At 46.2% G+C, this 18,320-nt stretch carries 17 protein-coding genes and 1 tRNA gene; 7 read left to right on the top strand and 11 right to left on the bottom strand.

Annotation, left to right across the window (positions count from 1 at the left end):
• Together R7127_RS21220 and frdA are read right to left on the bottom strand one after the other, a co-directional pair.
• Positions 1–759, bottom strand: coding sequence for a succinate dehydrogenase/fumarate reductase iron-sulfur subunit (locus tag R7127_RS21220; protein WP_318142067.1), 759 nt, complete (start codon positions 757–759; stop codon positions 1–3).
• Positions 759–2,558, bottom strand: coding sequence for a fumarate reductase (quinol) flavoprotein subunit (frdA, locus tag R7127_RS21215; RefSeq protein WP_005381487.1), 1,800 nt, complete (start codon positions 2,556–2,558; stop codon positions 759–761). The genes R7127_RS21220 and frdA overlap by 1 nt, the downstream gene beginning before the upstream one ends.
• 435 nt (positions 2,559–2,993) lie before the next feature.
• Between frdA and epmA the strand changes: the two genes are divergently transcribed.
• The 4 genes from epmA to R7127_RS21195 all read left to right on the top strand — a co-directional run bounded on the left by epmA (position 2,994) and on the right by R7127_RS21195 (position 6,107).
• Positions 2,994–3,965, top strand: coding sequence for an elongation factor P--(R)-beta-lysine ligase (gene epmA, locus R7127_RS21210; protein ID WP_132937287.1), 972 nt, complete (start codon positions 2,994–2,996; stop codon positions 3,963–3,965).
• A gap of 9 nt (positions 3,966–3,974) precedes the next feature.
• Complete coding sequence (locus tag R7127_RS21205) at positions 3,975–4,349, top strand: VanZ family protein (RefSeq protein WP_017635567.1); 375 nt, start codon at positions 3,975–3,977, stop codon at positions 4,347–4,349.
• Between the two features lie 21 nt (positions 4,350–4,370).
• Complete coding sequence (locus R7127_RS21200) at positions 4,371–5,006, top strand: TetR/AcrR family transcriptional regulator (RefSeq protein ID WP_005381480.1); 636 nt, start codon at positions 4,371–4,373, stop codon at positions 5,004–5,006.
• 144 nt (positions 5,007–5,150) lie between these two features.
• Entirely contained in the window at positions 5,151–6,107 is a 957-nt protein-coding gene (locus tag R7127_RS21195) for an acetyltransferase (protein WP_017821834.1), read from the top strand.
• 73 nt (positions 6,108–6,180) lie between these two features.
• Here R7127_RS21195 and R7127_RS21190 read toward each other — a convergent pair whose 3' ends face one another.
• From R7127_RS21190 to R7127_RS21170, 5 genes are all read right to left on the bottom strand, one after another.
• Positions 6,181–7,326: a murein hydrolase activator EnvC family protein gene (locus R7127_RS21190; protein ID WP_005381476.1), complete on the bottom strand. Its 1,146-nt coding sequence runs from the start codon at positions 7,324–7,326 to the stop codon at positions 6,181–6,183.
• Between the two features lie 27 nt (positions 7,327–7,353).
• Positions 7,354–8,175 (bottom strand): serine O-acetyltransferase, encoded by an 822-nt coding sequence (gene cysE, locus R7127_RS21185; protein WP_005381475.1) that lies wholly within the window; start codon positions 8,173–8,175, stop codon positions 7,354–7,356.
• A gap of 78 nt (positions 8,176–8,253) precedes the next feature.
• Entirely contained in the window at positions 8,254–9,291 is a 1,038-nt protein-coding gene (gene gpsA, locus R7127_RS21180; protein ID WP_005381474.1) for an NAD(P)H-dependent glycerol-3-phosphate dehydrogenase, read from the bottom strand.
• Between the two features lie 195 nt (positions 9,292–9,486).
• Entirely contained in the window at positions 9,487–9,951 is a 465-nt protein-coding gene (secB, locus tag R7127_RS21175; RefSeq protein ID WP_005386410.1) for a protein-export chaperone SecB, read from the bottom strand.
• A 225-nt stretch (positions 9,952–10,176) separates the two neighbouring features.
• Positions 10,177–10,611, bottom strand: coding sequence for a rhodanese-like domain-containing protein (locus R7127_RS21170; protein ID WP_005381472.1), 435 nt, complete (start codon positions 10,609–10,611; stop codon positions 10,177–10,179).
• A gap of 547 nt (positions 10,612–11,158) precedes the next feature.
• Here R7127_RS21170 and gpmM point away from each other — a divergent pair.
• Positions 11,159–12,691: a 2,3-bisphosphoglycerate-independent phosphoglycerate mutase gene (gpmM, locus tag R7127_RS21165; protein WP_172563464.1), complete on the top strand. Its 1,533-nt coding sequence runs from the start codon at positions 11,159–11,161 to the stop codon at positions 12,689–12,691.
• Between the two features lie 82 nt (positions 12,692–12,773).
• Here the strand turns inward: gpmM and R7127_RS21160 are convergent, their stop codons facing one another.
• The 4 genes from R7127_RS21160 to rsgA all read right to left on the bottom strand — a co-directional run bounded on the left by R7127_RS21160 (position 12,774) and on the right by rsgA (position 17,414).
• Entirely contained in the window at positions 12,774–13,661 is an 888-nt protein-coding gene (locus tag R7127_RS21160) for a DMT family transporter (protein WP_005386417.1), read from the bottom strand.
• 132 nt (positions 13,662–13,793) lie between these two features.
• The gene (locus tag R7127_RS21155) at positions 13,794–15,209 is read right to left on the bottom strand and encodes an SLC13 family permease (RefSeq protein ID WP_025768799.1); all 1,416 of its coding nucleotides are present in this window, start codon (positions 15,207–15,209) and stop codon (positions 13,794–13,796) included.
• Between the two features lie 166 nt (positions 15,210–15,375).
• The gene (asd, locus tag R7127_RS21150; protein ID WP_172563465.1) at positions 15,376–16,233 is read right to left on the bottom strand and encodes an archaetidylserine decarboxylase; all 858 of its coding nucleotides are present in this window, start codon (positions 16,231–16,233) and stop codon (positions 15,376–15,378) included.
• Positions 16,234–16,349: 116 nt separating this feature from the next.
• Positions 16,350–17,414, bottom strand: a complete 1,065-nt coding sequence (gene rsgA / locus R7127_RS21145; RefSeq protein WP_025768798.1) for a small ribosomal subunit biogenesis GTPase RsgA — start codon at positions 17,412–17,414, stop codon at positions 16,350–16,352.
• Between the two features lie 129 nt (positions 17,415–17,543).
• On the opposite strand from rsgA, the gene orn reads away from it, so the two are divergent.
• Positions 17,544–18,089 (top strand): oligoribonuclease, encoded by a 546-nt coding sequence (orn, locus tag R7127_RS21140; RefSeq protein WP_017635574.1) that lies wholly within the window; start codon positions 17,544–17,546, stop codon positions 18,087–18,089.
• A 156-nt stretch (positions 18,090–18,245) separates the two neighbouring features.
• Positions 18,246–18,318, top strand: a tRNA-Gly gene (locus tag R7127_RS21135).
• Positions 18,319–18,320 lie beyond the last annotated feature (2 nt).

Here is an 18,320-nt window from a genome sequence, read left to right as displayed (position 1 = left end):
TTATGCCTCCACTTTCTTTGGTGAACCATCAGGTTTCAACATAGCAATCACGAAGTCCATAGAAGACTCCACTTTGCCTTGGTTTACAGCCGCTGCTGGGTCAACGTTCTTCGGACAAACTTCAGAACAGTAACCAACAAACGTACAACCCCAAGCACCGTTTTCACCGTTGATAAGCTTCATGCGCTCATCTTTACCGTTGTCACGGCTGTCTAGGTTGTAGCGGTGGGCTAGCGTTAGTGCAGCAGGACCGATGAACTCTGGGTTAAGACCAAACTGAGGACATGCTGCATAGCATAGACCACAGTTGATACAGCCAGAGAATTGCTTGTATTTCGCCATCTGTTCTGGCGTTTGCAAGTTCGTACCGTCTTCTGGTTTACGATCGTTACCAATGATGTATGGTTTGATTGCTTCTAGGCGCTCGATGAATGGCGTCATATCAACAATCAAGTCTTTCTCGATTGGGAAGTTCGCTAGAGGCTCGATAGTCACGCCGTCTGGGTAGTCACGTAGGAAGCTCTTACAAGCAAGTTTCGGTACGTTGTTCACCATGATGCCGCAAGAACCACAGATCGCCATACGACAAGACCAACGGTAAGACAGATCTTTGTCTAGGTGGTCTTTGATGTAACCAAGTGCGTCAAGTACAGACATGGTTTCATCGAATGGGACTTCGAATGTTTGCTTGTATGGTTCTGCATCTTTTTCTGGGTCGTAACGCAGGATGTCTACTTTTTGAATGCGATTTGCTGACATTATGCTTGCTCCTCTGCGTTCTTCTCTTCAGCCGCTGCTTTTTCTGCTGCTTCACCGTATAGACGAGCTTTTGGTTGTGACTTAGTGATGGTCACATTGCTGTAATCGATACTTGGTGCTGACTCTGGCTTGTAGAAAGCAAGTGAGTGTTTTAGGAAGTTCACGTCATCACGTTCTGTACAACCGTCGTCTAGACGTTGGTGCGCACCGCGAGATTCTTTACGTAGAATCGCAGAGTGAACCATCGCTTCTGCGACTTCTAGGCCGTAACCCACTTCGATTGCGTATAGAAGGTCTGTGTTGAACACTTTACCTTTGTCTTTGATGCTGATGCGTTTGTAGCGTTCTTTCAACTCAGTGATTTTGTCGATAGTCGCTTGCATCAAATCTTCTTGGCGGTAGATACCACAGCCCGCTTCCATGGTGTGGCCCATTTCTGTGCGTATTTCTGCCCAGTTTTCGTCGCCTTCTTGGTTCATCAGTTTCGCGATGCGCTCTTCAACGGCTTTGACTTGCGCGTCAATTGCCGCGTCGTTCCAACCTTTGAATTCTGCCGCGCGTTTCACTGCGTTTTCACCCGCTACGCGCCCAAATACTACGAATTCAGCCAGTGAGTTTGAACCTAGACGGTTTGCACCGTGAAGACCAACAGACGCACATTCACCCACCGCGAATAGGCCTTTAATGCGAGTTTCACAACCGCCGTCCGTTTCAATACCACCCATGGTGTAGTGAACGGTTGGACGAATTGGAATTGGCTCTTTTGCAGGGTCCACGTTTACGTAAGCTTTTGCTAGTTCACAGATGAACGGTAGACGCTCTTGTAGGTACTCCTCACCAAGATGGCGAAGGTCTAGGTGCACCACGTCACCCAGTGGGTGTTTGATGGTGTTGCCTTTCTGTTGTTCGTGCCAGAAAGCTTGAGAAACTTTGTCACGAGGACCCAGTTCCATGTATTTGTTCTTCGGTTGGCCAACTGGAGTTTCAGGGCCCATACCGTAATCTTGTAGGTAACGGTAGCCATTCTTGTTAACGATGATACCGCCTTCACCACGACAACCTTCCGTCATCAGGATACCTGTACCAGGAAGACCTGTTGGGTGGTATTGAACGAATTCCATATCACGTAGAGGAACGCCGTGACGGTAAGCCATTGCCATACCATCGCCCGTTACGATACCGCCGTTGGTGTTACAGTGGTAAACACGGCCCGCGCCACCTGTTGCTAGAACAACAGATTTTGCTTTGATAGTAACAAGCTCGCCTTCAGACATGTGAATAGCAATCAGACCTTGAACTTCGCCTTCATCAACAAGCAGATCCACCACAAAGTACTCATCAAAACGTTTGATGTTGCTGTACTTCATTGATGTCTGGAATAGCGTATGAAGCATGTGGAAGCCAGTTTTGTCTGCAGCGAACCAAGTACGTTCAACCTTCATACCACCAAAGCGGCGTACGTTGACTTCACCGTTCTCTTTACGACTCCATGGGCAACCCCATTGCTCCATTTGGATCATTTCGCGAGTCGCGTTCTCTACAAAGTATTCAACAACATCCTGTTCACATAGCCAGTCACCACCGCCAACAGTGTCGTTGAAGTGGTTGTCTAAGCTATCTTCATCCTTGATAACTGCTGCTGAGCCACCCTCTGCAGCTACCGTGTGGGAGCGCATTGGATAAACTTTAGAAATCAGAGCGACTTCTAAGTCTGGGTTTGCTTCAGCCGCTGCAATAGCAGTACGAAGACCAGCGCCGCCTGCGCCGATGACTGCGATATCTGTGGTGATAATTTGCACAGTTATCCTCCAGTGTGTGATTGCGGAAATCCGCTTGTTATTGTCATTACGAGGCGCTCTTTAAAAAGAACTCCCCAAAAGTAGTAGGGTTAGTGTAGATGAGCCACATGGCAGAAAAATTGATGTAATTGGGTTTTTGCTTCGGTAATGCACTTAAGGGCATAGAATTTATAGGTTATGTGACTGCTATCACGGCATCGAGGTTTTGGCCCTCAAGCATTAACATTAGGGATGTTAAACCTGTGTTGCGCGACATTAACCGCATGGATAATAGGATTTTAACTGAGTGTTTTTTGTTCTGCGGCACGAGTAATGCTTGCCTCAAATTGGCGAGCACATTAGTAAAAAGAAGAAGGGATATTCCTCTCTTCTTGAAGAGTAAAAAGAATGTAGAATGAGGCTTTCCTCGCTGAATTAAAGTTTGAGAGACTTGTTATGCAAACCAACTGGCAACCTACTGCTTCCATTGACCAACTTCGTCAACGTGCGACGTTAATCGCGTCGATTCGACAATTCTTCGCTGACCGACAGGTGATGGAAGTCGATACGCCAGCCATGAGTCACGCAACCGTGACTGACATCCATTTGCATACTTTCCAAACCGAGTTTGTTGGCCCAGGCTATGCCGATGGCAGTAAGCTGTTTTTTATGACCAGCCCAGAATTCCATATGAAGCGCCTTTTGGCTGCGGGCAGCGGTTGTATTTATCAAATCAACAAAGCATTTCGTAATGAAGAGAATGGTCGCTACCACAACCCTGAATTCACGATGTTGGAGTGGTATCGCGTTGGCTTTGACCATCATAAATTGATGGATGAAATGGATGACCTGTTGCAGCTGGTATTGAAGTGTGGCGCAGCGCAGCGCATGACGTATCAGCAAGCCTTCATTGATGTGTTGGGTGCGTGTCCACTGGAAGGCTCAATGACTGAGCTGAAAGCGGCGGCAAGCAAGCTGGGTTTGAGTGACATTGCTGAGCCAGAAGAAGATCGCGATACGCTGCTGCAACTACTATTTAGCGTGGGAGTAGAAAACAAAATTGGTCAGGACGTGCCGGCTTTTGTGTACGACTTCCCTGCATCACAGGCGGCGCTTGCGAAAATCAATCCTCAAGATCATCGCGTCGCGGATCGTTTTGAAGTGTACTTTAAGGGGATAGAGCTGGCGAACGGATTTCATGAACTGGATAACCCGAAAGAGCAATTAGCGCGCTTTGAACAAGATAACGCAAAGCGTATCGAAATGGGTTTAAAACCACAGCCGATCGATTATCATCTGATCTCTGCACTGGAAGCAGGGTTGCCAGATTGTGCAGGGGTCGCGTTGGGTATCGATCGTTTGATCATGCTGGCGCTAGGCTGTGACCACATTGATCAAGTGACGGCCTTTCCATTTCCAATTGCATAAGGACGTCCAATGAACCTGACGGCTGCACGTTTCGTCATCTTTAGCTACGCCATATTGATCGCTTTTTTATCTCTGAGTTCAGGTGAACTGCAAGACTGGGGCAATATCGCGTATCTCGACAAAATGCAGCACGCTATGGCGTATAGCGGCTTTGCGTTTTTAGGTTGTTTTTGTGTGTGGCGTTGGCGTCAACGTTGGGCGGTGGCGATTAGTATTTTGCTATTCAGCGCCGTTATTGAGTGGTTGCAAGGGTATGTAGGGCGACAAACTTCTTGGTTAGACCTTGTCGCCAACTCAACTGGCATCTTAACTGGTCTGTTATGTTACCGTATTTGGAGCCTCTATCGACCTAGGTTGGTGAAGTCGCTATACTCGATTCGTTAATGAAGAGGGAACACGATAACAATGAAAACGCGCGACAAAATCGTCTACGCGGCACTGGAGTTGTTCAACCAACATGGTGAGCGCAACATCACCACCAATCACATTGCCGATCACATCGAAATTAGCCCTGGTAATCTGTATTACCACTTCCGCAATAAGCAAGAAATCGTTCGTGAGATCTTTGCGCTTTATTCAGCAGAACTTTTAGAAAGATTTACCCCTATTCAAGGTTCGCAAGAGAGCCTGACTATGCTGAAGAGCTACCTAGACTCTATTTTTACCTTGATGTGGAAATACCGCTTTTTCTACGCAAACTTACCAGAAATCTTGTCACGAGATGAACAGCTACACGAACAGTACATCGATGTGCAAGAGAAGCTGCAAGCGAACCTCATTGCTATTATGCAAGAGTTCGTAACGATGAAGCTGTTGAATGTCGATCAACAACAGTTGAAGTCATTGGTATGTACATTGCACTTGATTGCGTGTAGTTGGTTGGCGTATCAATCCGCGATGGCTTCAAAAACCAACATTACCGAGCAAATGGTGAAGCAAGGGATGTTGCAGATGCTTAATGTCGTTAAGCCATTAGCAACTGAGCAGGGCTTAGAGCAGCTACTGTTATTAGAAGATGCGGTTAGCAATCTACACAGTTAAACGTCAAACTGCTTAATATTTCGAGAGTCACTCTCATTTTCGAGTCGTGGCTCGAGTTGACTTGTCAAATATGCCACGCACAATAGTCCCATACGCTAAAAACCCTTGCAGGGATAAGATTCTCGATAAAGGAACTATCGCCCCATGAATTACGACATTTTTAATGGTGATGCTGATGGCATCATTGCTCTTCTACAATTGCGTTTGGCTGATCCTGTCGATGCCCAGTTAATAACCGGTGTAAAGCGCGACATCAAGCTGGTGGAAAAAGTAGACGTGCAAGCGGGTGATGAGCTGACTGTGTTAGACATTTCGATGGAAAAGAACATGGCAGGTCTAGAGCAAGCTTTGGCTCAAGGCGCGCACGTCTTTTACGCCGATCATCACAAAGCGGGCGACATTCCTCAGCATGGTAATTTGGATGCGCACATCGATCTCGATGCCAACATGTGCACGGCGTTGATTGTCGATAAGTTGCTTGATGGGCGTTTTCATGACTGGGCGATTACGGCGGCTTATGGCGATAACATGATTGCTAAAGCCGATGAGTTAGCGAATAACGCGGGCTTGTTGCAGCAACAGAAAGAGCAGCTAAAAGAGCTGGGTACTTTAATTAACTACAACGGCTACGGATCGAAGGTCGAAGATTTACACTTTCACCCTGCGGAGCTGTACCGAGCTTTGCTGAAGTACACGTCACCATTTGAAGCTATTGAAGATACGGCCTCGCCATACTACCAATTGCAATCGGCTTACCAACAAGACATGGAGGCGGCTCTCGCAGTGCCTGCCATGCATGAGAGTGGTAAGCTGAAGTTGTTTGAGTTACCAAACACGGCGGCATCACGCCGAATCAGTGGTGTTTATGGCAACTGGCTAGCAAACCAAACCCCTGACTCTGCGCATGCGGTACTTACTGAAAATGCAGATGGTACTTATACGGTTTCACTCCGCGCCCCATTAAACAATAAACAAGGTGCCGTTGCCGTGTGTGGTCAGTTCCCGACAGGTGGGGGGCGAGAGGCGGCGGCAGGAATCAACGCGTTAAGCAAAGATGATGTGAATGCTTTTATTGATGCGGTAGAAACCTACTACGCATAGCATTTTCCAAAATATGAATACAAAAAAGGAGCCGAGTGGCTCCTTTTTTATTATAAGTCTATGAGTCAGATAATCAGCGTTTTAACCAAGATTTCGGATTCTGCGCTTCACTATTACGACGAATTTCAAAGTACAGCGATGGTCTGTCTTGACCACCTGTATCACCCGCGAGAGCAATCACTTCGCCGGCGGTGACTCGGTCGCCTTCTTTTTTAGTTAAGGCTTGGTTGTAACCATAGAGGGTCATGTCACCTTTGCCGTGGTCGAGCAGTACCACTAAACCGTATCCGCGCAGATACTCAGCAAATACGACAGTACCAGGATAAACGGCTTTCACTTGTTGACCATAGTTGGCAGACAACACCATACCCTTCCAATTTACCTGCCCAGTTTGTCGCGTACCAAAGTTGTGTAACACACTGCCTTTGAGTGGCCAAGGCAACTTACCGCGCTGTTTGCCGAGTCCGTCCATTGGCACCGCATTACGCTTCGCTGCTTTGGCGATCTCTGCTTTTAAACGGGTTTCGTTGCGTTGCAGCTCGGCTAAGTAGCGTTTGTCATTCTTGATACTGCTCTGAATTTTATTCAGGGTTTGCTTACGCTTGGATTGTGTACTCGCTAGCGCTGTACGTTTTTCGGATTGCTGCTTGAGCAGAGTCTCGATTTGCTCTTTTTCTAGCTCGAGCTGGTTTTTGTTGTGCGCTAATTCTTGGGTTATTTTGGTGATCGCATCAATCACTTCAGCACGTGCTTTAGCTAAATGCTGGAAGTATTGGCTCATGCGGTCTTCTTCCACACCTTGATTTAACAAGTGACCATTGGCCTTCGCTCGCTCGGTTACGTAATACGTTTGCAGCAGCTGTTTGAGTTCTTCTTCTTGCTCTTGACGCTGTGCTTCTTGCAAGGCAATTTTCTCTTCCAGGTTTTCTATGTTTTTGTCTGCTTGTGCGAGGTTAGACTTGGTTTGTCGTATTTCACGCTCAAGCTTAGAAATACCAAGCTCTTGATCTTTTAGTGATTTCTGTAACTCATTGAGCTGCTTTTCTTGGGAAGAGAGCGATTTGCGCTGACGGCTTATCTCACTGGATACGCCTTTGAGCTCTTGCTGACTCACAGCAGAGGAGGTAATGGGATAAGTGGCAGATAAAGCACAAGTTAATAAAATAGCCGAGCGTAGAACAGGGTGATTTTGTTTTCGCACTTGAGAGTTACCTACCACGTTGTTGTCAAAAAGGTTTGTTGACGATTAAATACCATCTCCATGGATAAAGCTTTGCGACTTGCCGTTAAAGCCTTGATCCATATCGAGAGAGGGTTTATCCGTTTTTGGACGTCCGACGATTTTTGCAGGCACGCCAGCCACCGTTGTGTGAGGAGGCACGGCTTGCAATACCACAGAGCAAGATCCGATTTTCGCGCCTTCACCGACTTCGATATTGCCAAGAATCTTTGCACCAGCTCCGATCATCACACCCTCGCGAATTTTCGGGTGACGATCACCGCATTCTTTACCAGTACCACCAAGGGTGACATCTTGCAGTATAGACACGTCGTTTTCGACCACGGCAGTTTCACCAATCACGATGCCTGTTGCATGGTCGAGCATGATGCCACTACCAATGCGCGCTGCAGGGTGGATATCGACCTGACATGCTACCGAAATCTGATTTTGTAGGTAAGTCGCAAGAGCGTGACGACCTTGCTTCCATAGCCAGTTTGCTACTCGGTAGCCTTGCAGTGCGTGATAGCCTTTTAGGTACAGCAATGGCATTGAGTACATTGAAACAGCAGGGTCGCGATTGACCGTGGCACAAATATCACAAGCCGCGCCGTCAGTGATGGTTGGATCAGCTGCAAAGGCTTCTTCAACCACTTCACGTACAGCCATCGCTGGCATGGAAGCGGTGTTCAATTTATTAGCCAGAATATAACTCAGAGCGGCACACAAACTTTCATGCTTGATAATGGTGGCATGATAGAAGCTCGCCAGCATAGGCTCTTGTTCTGACATTTCACGGGCTTCTGAGACAATTTTGTTCCAGACTTTTTGTTTTTCGCAGTGTTTCATTCTCAATATCCAGAGTGGTTCTTCCGTGACCCGACAACTTCAATTTTTCTCAGATGAGCTGCAAAGGGCGGTAGATTGCTACTTTCCTTCGGCTTTTTTGTCACGAGCAAGTAAATCTTGCGCTGCTAAGCGCGCATCTTTTCCTTGATACAATACTTGATAAATTTGATCAACTATCGGCATCTCAACACCCATACGTTGAGAAAGTAGCCATACTTCTTTTGTATTGCGGTAACCTTCAACCACTTGACCAATTTCTTCTTGAGCCGTATCAACGTCTTTACCTTGGCCTAATGCCAAGCCAAAGCGTCGGTTACGTGATTGGTTATCGGTACATGTCAGGACAAGATCGCCTAAACCCGCCATGCCCATAAAGGTTTCTGGCTGTGCACCCAGCGCAGCACCAAGGCGACTCATTTCAGCTAAGCCACGAGTAATTAATGCAGTACGGGCGTTGGCGCCAAAACCGATACCATCAGACATACCTGCACCAATCGCAATAACGTTTTTCACAGCGCCGCCCAGTTGCATACCAATAAAGTCACTATTAGCGTATACGCGGAAGGTTTTGCTACAGTGGATTTTTTCTTGTAGATCCGCAACAAATTCAGAATCTGGAGACGCAACTGAAATTGCTGTCGGCATACCCATTGCGAGCTCTTTCGCAAACGTTGGGCCAGACAATACTGCTAGTGAGTAGTTTTCACCGATAATGTCATAAGCGACGTCTTTCAGTAGGCGCCCCGTTTCAGGTTCAAGCCCTTTGGTTGCCCAACAGATGCGAGAGTCTTCGCGCAAGAATGGTTTACAGCTGTTTAGCACGATGCCAAAGACATGGCTTGGAACCACAACCAACAAATCTCGGCTTGCTTGAACGGCTTTTTCTAAATCCGATTCAATGATCAAGCTTTCAGGGAAATCAACACCTGGTAAGAAGGCATGGTTAGCTCGGTCTGCTTCTAGGCGAGCCATGTGCTCTGGCTCGTGTCCCCAAAGGACAACGTTCGCGCCGTTACGAGCGAGTGAGATTGCCAAAGAGGTGCCGTATGAGCCTGCGCCAATCACAGTCATTGCGATGTCTTTACCGTAAGCATTGTTTGTATTTGCTTGTGTCATGCTACCGCCTAATTGTCTTGCTACTAGTAGAATCTAGTTCCTAATCGTCAAATTTTACGCCTTCTGGCGATTAGGAACTAGGAACTTTTGTCAGAAATAAAAAATGCACATTGCATCGGATGGTAGACGCTCTGTGCATTTTATTTGATTCGGTGACGTCAGCACTGTGGCTATTCGTCACTTATAAAACGTGAATTACGCTTCAGCTTCGCCTTGTTGAGCTTGCTGTTGTAGGTAGTTCATGAATAGCGCGTCAAAGTTTACTGGCGCTAGGTTCAGTTGAGGGAACGTACCTTTAACGACTAGGCTTGAGATAGTTTCACGAGCGTATGGGAATAGGATGTTCGGGCAGAATGCGCCTAGGCAATGTGCAAGTTGACCAGCTTCCATTTGTTCAGCAGTGAAGATACCACCTTGTTGAACTTCACATAGGAACGCAGTCTCTTCTTCGTTCTTCACAGTAACGGTTAGGCGTAGAACAACTTCGTAAACGCCTTCACCAAGCTCACGGCTTTGAGTGTCTAGGTCTAGTTTAACGTCTGGGTTCCACTCTTTCTGGAAAATTACTGGAGAGTTCGGCGCTTCAAAAGAAACGTCTTTTAGGAAGATGCGTTGAATTGCGAAGTTTTGTTGTGCGTCTTGAGGTGCTGCTTCAGCCATTTTTTAATCCTTAAATCAATATTTGTTGAGCCTAGAAACGTCTAAGCTCAGAAAACTGGTATGTCCTGAGACTAACTGAGCCAATCTACCTTGACTAGATGAAGCGTGTATTACGTGCAAAGCGTCACAACTTAGTGCTCCAACTGCTTTCAATTTGCTCAGTTTTTTGTCCGCGAGGCTTGGTAAAAGCGCGTTTAAACGCGAACTTTCGTTCTTGCCACGTTCCTACTTTTTACCGCGAACTAACGGCAGGTTCGCTTCGTTCCACGCAATCAAACCATTTTTTAGTAGGCTCACTTTTTCGAAGCCAGCTTTTACTAATAGGTTTGCGCTTTCTTGAGCGGTCTGTCCTGTCTTGCATACCACAATGATTGGGTCTGATTTGTGGTTTTCAAGGCTACCCAAGTTACCCGCTTTGATGTCTGACGGTAAAATGTGAAGTGAGTCGGTGATATGACCTTTTTTGAACTCGTCCTTGGTACGGATATCCACTACAACGCCGTTTTCACGGTTCATAAGATGAGTCAGTTGGTTTACGTTGATTTCTTTGTATGCGGCTGTCGCTGACTTCACGATGTTCATGATAAAGGCGACAAGAAGACCTACCCAAACCAAAGATAGAATCATGTTCTGTTGGAAAAATTCAATGTACTCTTGCATGTCTTGAGCTCTTACGCTGTTGGCGGAAAAATAAAGCAGGAGTATAGCGAGGTTACGGCTCTTAGGCGAGAGGGTTAAAATTTTCTAACGAATAATTGAGATCTCTATAAACCCTTTATGCCCTTACTATCCGTACATTTCGCTCTGGTAGCTTGATTGCTTTTGCCTATTGGACTTATCGGTTTAAGTGACTTCTGTTTTACTGAGAAAAGAGAACAATAGGTATTAACCCATCTTGTTTGATGTTGCTTTAAATTAGCGCTGTTTCAAGTGCAAAAATAAGAATGAGAAGCGTAAGAAAACCGAACTTAGACTGGGGTGTACAAAGCGTATTAGAAATGACTATGCTTGTGGAACACGATTGTCGGCACTGACTCGTTGTTCGCTTAACTTGTAAGATAGCAACAATAAATCGCAAACATTATTTGATCTTAACCTACAGTTTTGGTTAAAAAGTGTAGTAAAATTACGCTAGTTTTGTTTCAAGGTTAGATAGGGCAGCGAGGCCCTACGCCAAAAGTTACTTAAATTTGATGAGGTCATCACTATGTCAGCTAAGAAGCCACTGGCTCTAGTTATCCTTGACGGTTACGGTTACCGTGAAGACACAGCAAGTAACGCAATTGCGAATGCGAAAACACCAGTAATGGATGCTCTGATTGCGAATAACCCACACACATTAATCTCTGCTTCAGGCATGGATGTTGGCCTTCCTGATGGTCAAATGGGTAACTCTGAAGTTGGTCACACTAACATTGGTGCAGGCCGCGTTGTATACCAAGACCTGACTCGTATCACTAAATCAATTGCTGATGGTGAGTTCGAACAAACGCCTGCGCTAGTTGAAGCAATCGACTCTGCTGTGAAAGCTGAAAAAGCAGTACACATCATGGGCCTGATGTCTCCAGGCGGTGTTCACTCTCACGAAGACCACATTTACGCTGCAGTTGAAATGGCAGCGGCGCGTGGCGCAGAGAAAATCTACCTACACTGCTTCCTAGACGGCCGTGACACACCACCACGTAGTGCTGAAAACTCACTACAACGTTTCCAAGACCTATTTGCGAAACTAGGTAAAGGCCGCGTTGCTTCTCTAGTAGGTCGTTACTACGCAATGGACCGTGACAACAACTGGGATCGCGTCCAAGTTGCTTACGATCTTCTAACTCAAGCTAAAGCTGAGTTCACAGCAGAAACGGCAGTTGCAGGTCTAGAAGCGGCTTACGCTCGTGAAGAAAACGACGAATTCGTTAAAGCAACAGCTATCAAAGCGGAAGGTCAAGAAGACGCAATCATGCAAGATGGTGATGCGGTTATCTTCATGAACTACCGTGCTGACCGTGCACGTCAAATCACTCGTGCATTCGTTCCTGCGTTTGACGGCTTTGAGCGTGCAGTATTCCCAGCAATCAACTTTGTGATGCTGACTCAATACGCGGCTGATATCCCTCTAGCTATCGCATTCCCACCTGCGTCTCTAGAAAACACTTACGGTGAGTGGCTATCTAAACAAGGTCAAACTCAGCTACGTATCTCTGAAACAGAAAAATACGCACACGTGACTTTCTTCTTCAACGGTGGTGTTGAGAACGAATTTGAAGGCGAAGAGCGTCAATTGGTTGCTTCACCAAAAGTTGCAACGTACGACATGCAGCCTGAAATGAGCTCTCCAGAACTAACAGATAAGATGGTTGCGGCTATCAAGTCTGGTAAGTTCGATACCATCATCTGTAACTACCCGAACGCAGATATGGTTGGTCACACTGGCGTTTATGAAGCGGCTGAGAAAGCAATCGAAGCTCTAGATGAAAGTGTGGGTAAAGTGGTTGAAGCAATCAAAGAAGTTGGCGGTCAACTATTGATCACTGCGGACCACGGTAACGCAGAAATGATGATCGACCCTGAAACTGGCGGCATCCACACTGCTCACACTAACCTACCAGTGCCTCTAATCTATGTAGGTGACAAAGTGGTTGAATTCAAAGAAGGCGGTAAACTGTCTGACCTTGCACCAACCATGCTTTCTCTAGCTGGTCTGGAAATCCCAGCAGAAATGACGGGTGAAGTATTAGTTAAATAGTTAACTAACGGCTCAGCATGACAAAAGCCCGAGTTTAAACTCGGGCTTTTTTGTATCTGGCAGTAAGGACTGGTCTGCAAGGTTACTGAACCAATATGCCCGCACCAATCACAGCTAGGGCTGCGCCCAACCATGCAAATCGGTTTGGTCGGCGTTTGGTGTAAATCCAGAGCAGTGGTAGCAACATAATTGGCGTGGTTGAAGATAGAAGGGCAACCATACCTACATTTCCTTCTTGCAGTGCGTATAAGATTAGCGTCATGCCGACGGCCATCGCCAAGAAACCATTAAGCGCAGTAATACCAAATATGCGCCAAGTAATGTGTTGCGTCGAGCGAGCGACTTTGACTCCTAGAATTAACAACATGCTGTGGGCGAAAAAGGCACTGATCATTCGAATAGCAGAAGCCGCAACTGGGTCAATACTGGTTTGCATTACTGGCTTGGCGATGATGCCGCCCAATGCTTGGCACATTGCTGCGGTTAAGCCAAGTCCAATGCCCACCCAGATGTTACCTTTAATGTCTTCCAAGACGTTATTCACTTGACCTCTTCGGCCAAAGAATATCGCCATCACCACGCCGCTAAATACCAATGATGCGCCCAGTAGTTCTATTGTGGTCATGACTTCGCTAAATAAGAAGTAGCCCAAGATGGCAGAGAACACGGCGTGGCAAGAGAAGAGTAACCCGGCTTGTCTTGGCCCCATACGATTCAAACACGCGAATAGAGCGGTATCGCCAATAAAAATACCAATCAGTCCTGAGGCCATCATTGGCGTTACATGTTCCCAAGAAACCGTTAACCAGCCGCCAGTTATCCAGGCCATAGTTGATAAGATCACGGCTGTGCAGCCCATACGCCAGCGGCTGTAAGAAAATGCGCCTAGGTGTTGTGCAGGAATGACCGAAATTAGGCTAGAAACTGCCCACAGAAAAGCGGCGCATAAAGCAAGCCATTCGTAACCCATGATGTGTCGACGTCCTTGTAGAGTAGAGGAGTCTTAATATGCACGAAATTTATGGGATGTAAAAGCCGCTCTGTAAGGGCAGTAGCTGGAGAGCAGCTCCATGACAACACGCTTTTTCATGGAGCTCTTCGATTAAAACAGTACCAAAACTGCGCCATACACGATAAGTAGACCAATCAAACCGAGAATCAGGCCTACTTTCGCCATGTCTTTGCTCTCGATGAGGCCTGTTGAATAAGCCAAAGAGTTTGGTGGTGTGGAAACCGGTAAGATCATGCCAAGTGATGCGGAGAAGGCGACGACAACCAGTAAACCTTGTAGGCCACCAACCGCAATAAGGCTTGGCATGGATGTACCAATAGCGGCAGCAATAGGCATCAATAAGTTTGCTGTTGCGGTATTAGACATAAAGTTCGCCATTAACCAACACACTACTGATAGGGCTAAAACAACGGCAAATGGTGATAGCAGGCTGTAATCAATGGCGTGCGCTAATGCTTCGGCTAAGCCCGTTTTGTCTAAGGCAATACCAATTGCTATACCACCGGCAACCAGCCATAAAACATCCCAGTTAATCAGCTTGAGCTCTTCTTTTCCCATAATGCCCGTTAACGTGAACACTGCTAGTGGGATAATCGCGACAACGTATGTATTCATGCCATGCACTTTCGTTGTCATCCAAAGCACAATGGTTAGTGCAAAAGTGATGTAGACGACGATCGCACGCCAGCTCCTTTTGAATGTACCATCTAGCTTTAGTTTCATTTCTGGTTCGCTAGACGGAAACAGCTTTTGCAACAAGAACCAAGCTACAGTGAGTTGTACCAACACAAATGGTAGACCCATTGTCATCCACGATAGGAAGTCTATCGCGTTTTCTCCAGTGAGATATTGAAGCGCTATCGCATTAGGTGGCGTGCCTATCGGAGTCGCAATGCCGCCTGTATTCGCGGCAATTGGAATACACAACACCAGTGCTTTAATCCCTAAGTCCCCTTTAGGTGCTGAAGCGACGATGGGGCCAAGCAGGGCTAGCATCATCACGGTCGTGGCAGTATTGGACATAAACATTGAAAAAACGGCGGTAATTAACATCAAGCCCAGCATGATGAACTTAGGTTGTGTGCCGAATGGTTTTAGTAGCACTCGGGCGAGGTTGTTGTCGAGCTCGTATTTGGAAGCCGCAATCGCGAGAGCAAAACCACCCATAAAAAGAATAATGATCGGTGAAGAGAAGGCCGAGAAAATATCGGTGTAAGCAATTAACTCCCCTAAATCATGCCCCGCTGGTGGATTGCGAAATAGATGCAAACCTTTATCCGATATCATGATCAGTTCAAGAGCGATAATAAGAATGGACGTAGCAAAAACGGGAACCGGCTCGAGAACCCAAAGTAGGGCAGCAAGAAGAAAAATAGCCAACAGGCGATGCTGAATTAAAGTGAGATCGTCAATAGGAATAGCATCGATCGGCATCATCAAAACACCGAGCGGAATTAAAAAGCACACCAGCAATTTCGCCAACGTGTTTACACTCATCTTTGGCATTGGCTGCCCCTCTAAATATTCATTCTAAGCGCAGGATAATTGATTGTGGAATGAGGGTCTTAGAGGCAGGTATGAGTTTGAGAAATAGAGGCTAAATTTCGAACGGAGTTTTGCTTTTTATCAATAAAAAGAGCCCTTAATAAAGGGCTCTTTAACGGTGTTTTACTTATTTTTTCAAGGCGTAAGGTGTGCCCATAACGGTTGGCTTACCGTTTTCCATGCTTGCGTCAAACTCAATCGCGTCTTTGGCAAACAGGTTAATAACAGTAGAACCCAGTTTGAAGCGGCCCATCTCTTCGCCTTTTTTCAAGATCACGGCCTTGTCACCCTCTGCTGGGTAATCCCATTTGTAGACAGTGTTTCCACGAGGCGGAGTGATCGTGCCAGCCCATACTTGCTCAATGCTGCCAACAATTGTCGCACCAACAAGCACCTGTGCCATTGGACCAAACTCAGTATCGAAGATACACACCACACGCTCGTTACGTGCAAATAGGTTCGGTACGTTTTCTGCTGTCAGAGGGTTTACTGAGAACAGGTCACCTGGTACGTAAATCATTTGGCGCAGAGTGCCGTCACATGGCATGTGTACACGGTGGTAATCGCGCGGAGATAGATACAATGTGGCAAAAGAACCATCTTTAAATTCGCCCGCTAAATTCGCGTCACCGCCCAGCAATTCTTGTGCTGAGAAGTGATGACCTTTTGCTTGGATAAGTTGACCATCTTCAATAGGGCCAAACTGGCTAACACAAGCGTCGGCTGGATGAGTGATGACGTTTTCGCCTTCAGAAATTGGGCGTGCGCCTTCTTTTAGCTCACGAACGAAAAACTCGTTGAACGTTTTAAAATGCTTAGGATCTGAGTGCTTTGCCTCATCCATATTCACATTGTATTGTTTGATAAACCAACGAATAACTGCTGTTGTTAGACCGCCAGCTTTTGCTGAAGCCAGTTTACCCATTAGGCGAGTGAGGCCGTGTTGTGGGATCCAGTACTGCAGTCCAACTTTAAACTTGTCCATCTTTAATTCCGATACTTCTGTTAGATTCGCGCTTTAGGGCGCGTGATGTTACTGAAATTTAATTTGCTTGTCAGTATTAGGTGAAGACTTTTTACACAGTTACAGCCTTAACTCAATTACAGATCGGCTTTTTTATTACGTGAATACTGACGATTTGCTTTATTTTCAACCATGCTTTCCAAAATGCGATGATAGTTTTCAAAGCGAGTTTCGTTAATTTCCCCGTTCTCGACAGCTTCACGTAGAAGGCAGCCTGGGTCATCATTGTGTTTACAATCTCGGAACTTGCAACCACCTAAATATGGTCGAAATTCAACGAATGCTTTTGTTACTTCTTCTGCTTCCAAATGCCAAAGACCAAATTCACGTACTCCAGGTGAGTCGATCAAATCGCCACCCGTTGGAATGTGGTATAAACGTGCAGCCGTCGTGGTGTGTTGGCCCAAGCCAGAGTTCTCAGAGACTTCGCCTTCTTCCACTTCGCTCTCTAGTTCCGGCATTAACGCGTTGACTAAGCTGGATTTCCCTACGCCTGATTGACCAACAAAGATATTAATTCGGTCACGCAGCAGGGTTTCTAGTTCAGCAATGCCTTCTCCAGACTTCTTGCTGACCAGAAGCACTTTATAGCCAATGCGTTCATATTCTTTGAGCCATTCTTCATACATTGCACGATCATCGGCTTCTAGAAGGTCGACTTTATTTAAGACCAACAATGGCGCAATATTCAGTGTTTCTGATGCAACGAGATAGCGGTCAATAATATTTAGCGATAGCTCTGGTAATACCGAAGAGACAATGACCATTTGATCAATATTGGCTGCAACGGGTTTTAGGCCATCGTAATAATCTGGACGAGTGAGCACTGAAGAGCGAGGTTCTACCGCTTCAACAACACCAGAGATGCCCGCCATAGACTCCAATCCTTCGCGCCATAAAACACGATCGCCAGATACTAGAGACTCAATACCACGGCGGAGGTTACAGCGTTGAATTTCGCCTGTTTCAAGGTCTTCAATGTCCGCGTGCTGACCAAAACGAGTGATCACGAGACCTTGCTTGCTGGCGCCTAGCATGTTTTCATCCCACTGGATGGACTCTTCTTGCTTCTTCAAACGCTTTTGTTGGTTGCTACGTACGCGTCGCACCTGACCTTTGGTTAACTTTTTCTTCTTTGCCACAATTCTGTACTTTATGTGAATTTACTCAAATGGTTGAGCCGTACTCTTGGCTCCGTGTATGAGTATCGTGTTTCTCGTATTTTGAGGTATAGTACCTCTTTTATCGATAAACAAATAGGCGGCGTAACCATGTCCTTTAGCGATCAAAACCTAATTTGGGTTGATTTAGAGATGACAGGGCTTGATCCTGAAACGCACAAAATCATCGAAATTGCTTCTATTGTCACGGATAGCGAACTAAATATTTTGGCTGAAGGTCCAGTGTTAGCGATTCATCAGCCGGAAGAAGAACTAGCGAAAATGGACGACTGGTGTACTAATACGCATACGGCAAGCGGTTTGGTGGAGCGCGTTCGAAACAGTCAAATCTCAGAACAAGACGCAGTCGCACAAACCATTGAATTTTTAGAAAAATGGGTGCCAAAAGGGGCGTCGCCAATATGTGGTAACAGCATTGGGCAGGATCGTCGCTTTTTATACAAGCACATGCCTGAGTTGGAAGAGTTCTTCCATTACCGATATGTTGACGTTAGTACTCTTAAAGAACTAGCACGTCGCTGGCAACCTGAGGTGCTAAATGGGTTCACAAAACAGGGAACACATTTGGCCTTGGACGACATTCGTGAGTCCATCGCAGAACTTAAGTACTATCGAGGTACTATTTTCAAGATTTAACTGTTAAGGTTGCGATCCAAATTGTTGTAATTTATATCGCTTTTGATTGCTTTTTCGTCGTTCAGTAAAAAAATAAAGTTTTTTTGAAGGAAGGACTTGCATCACAAAAAAATGCTCTTATAATTCGCAGCCCTAAACAGCGGAAACGTTGTTGATGCGACACTAGCTCAGTTGGTAGAGCGCAACCTTGCCAAGGTTGAGGTCACGAGTTCGAACCTCGTGTGTCGCTCC

It is taken from the genome of Vibrio sp. 1159, from assembly GCF_033340395.1.
Lineage (GTDB): Bacteria > Pseudomonadota > Gammaproteobacteria > Enterobacterales > Vibrionaceae > Vibrio > Vibrio alginolyticus.
The sequence above is the reverse complement of the archived record's forward strand: the minus strand, read 5'-3'. Positions and strand labels throughout refer to the sequence as shown.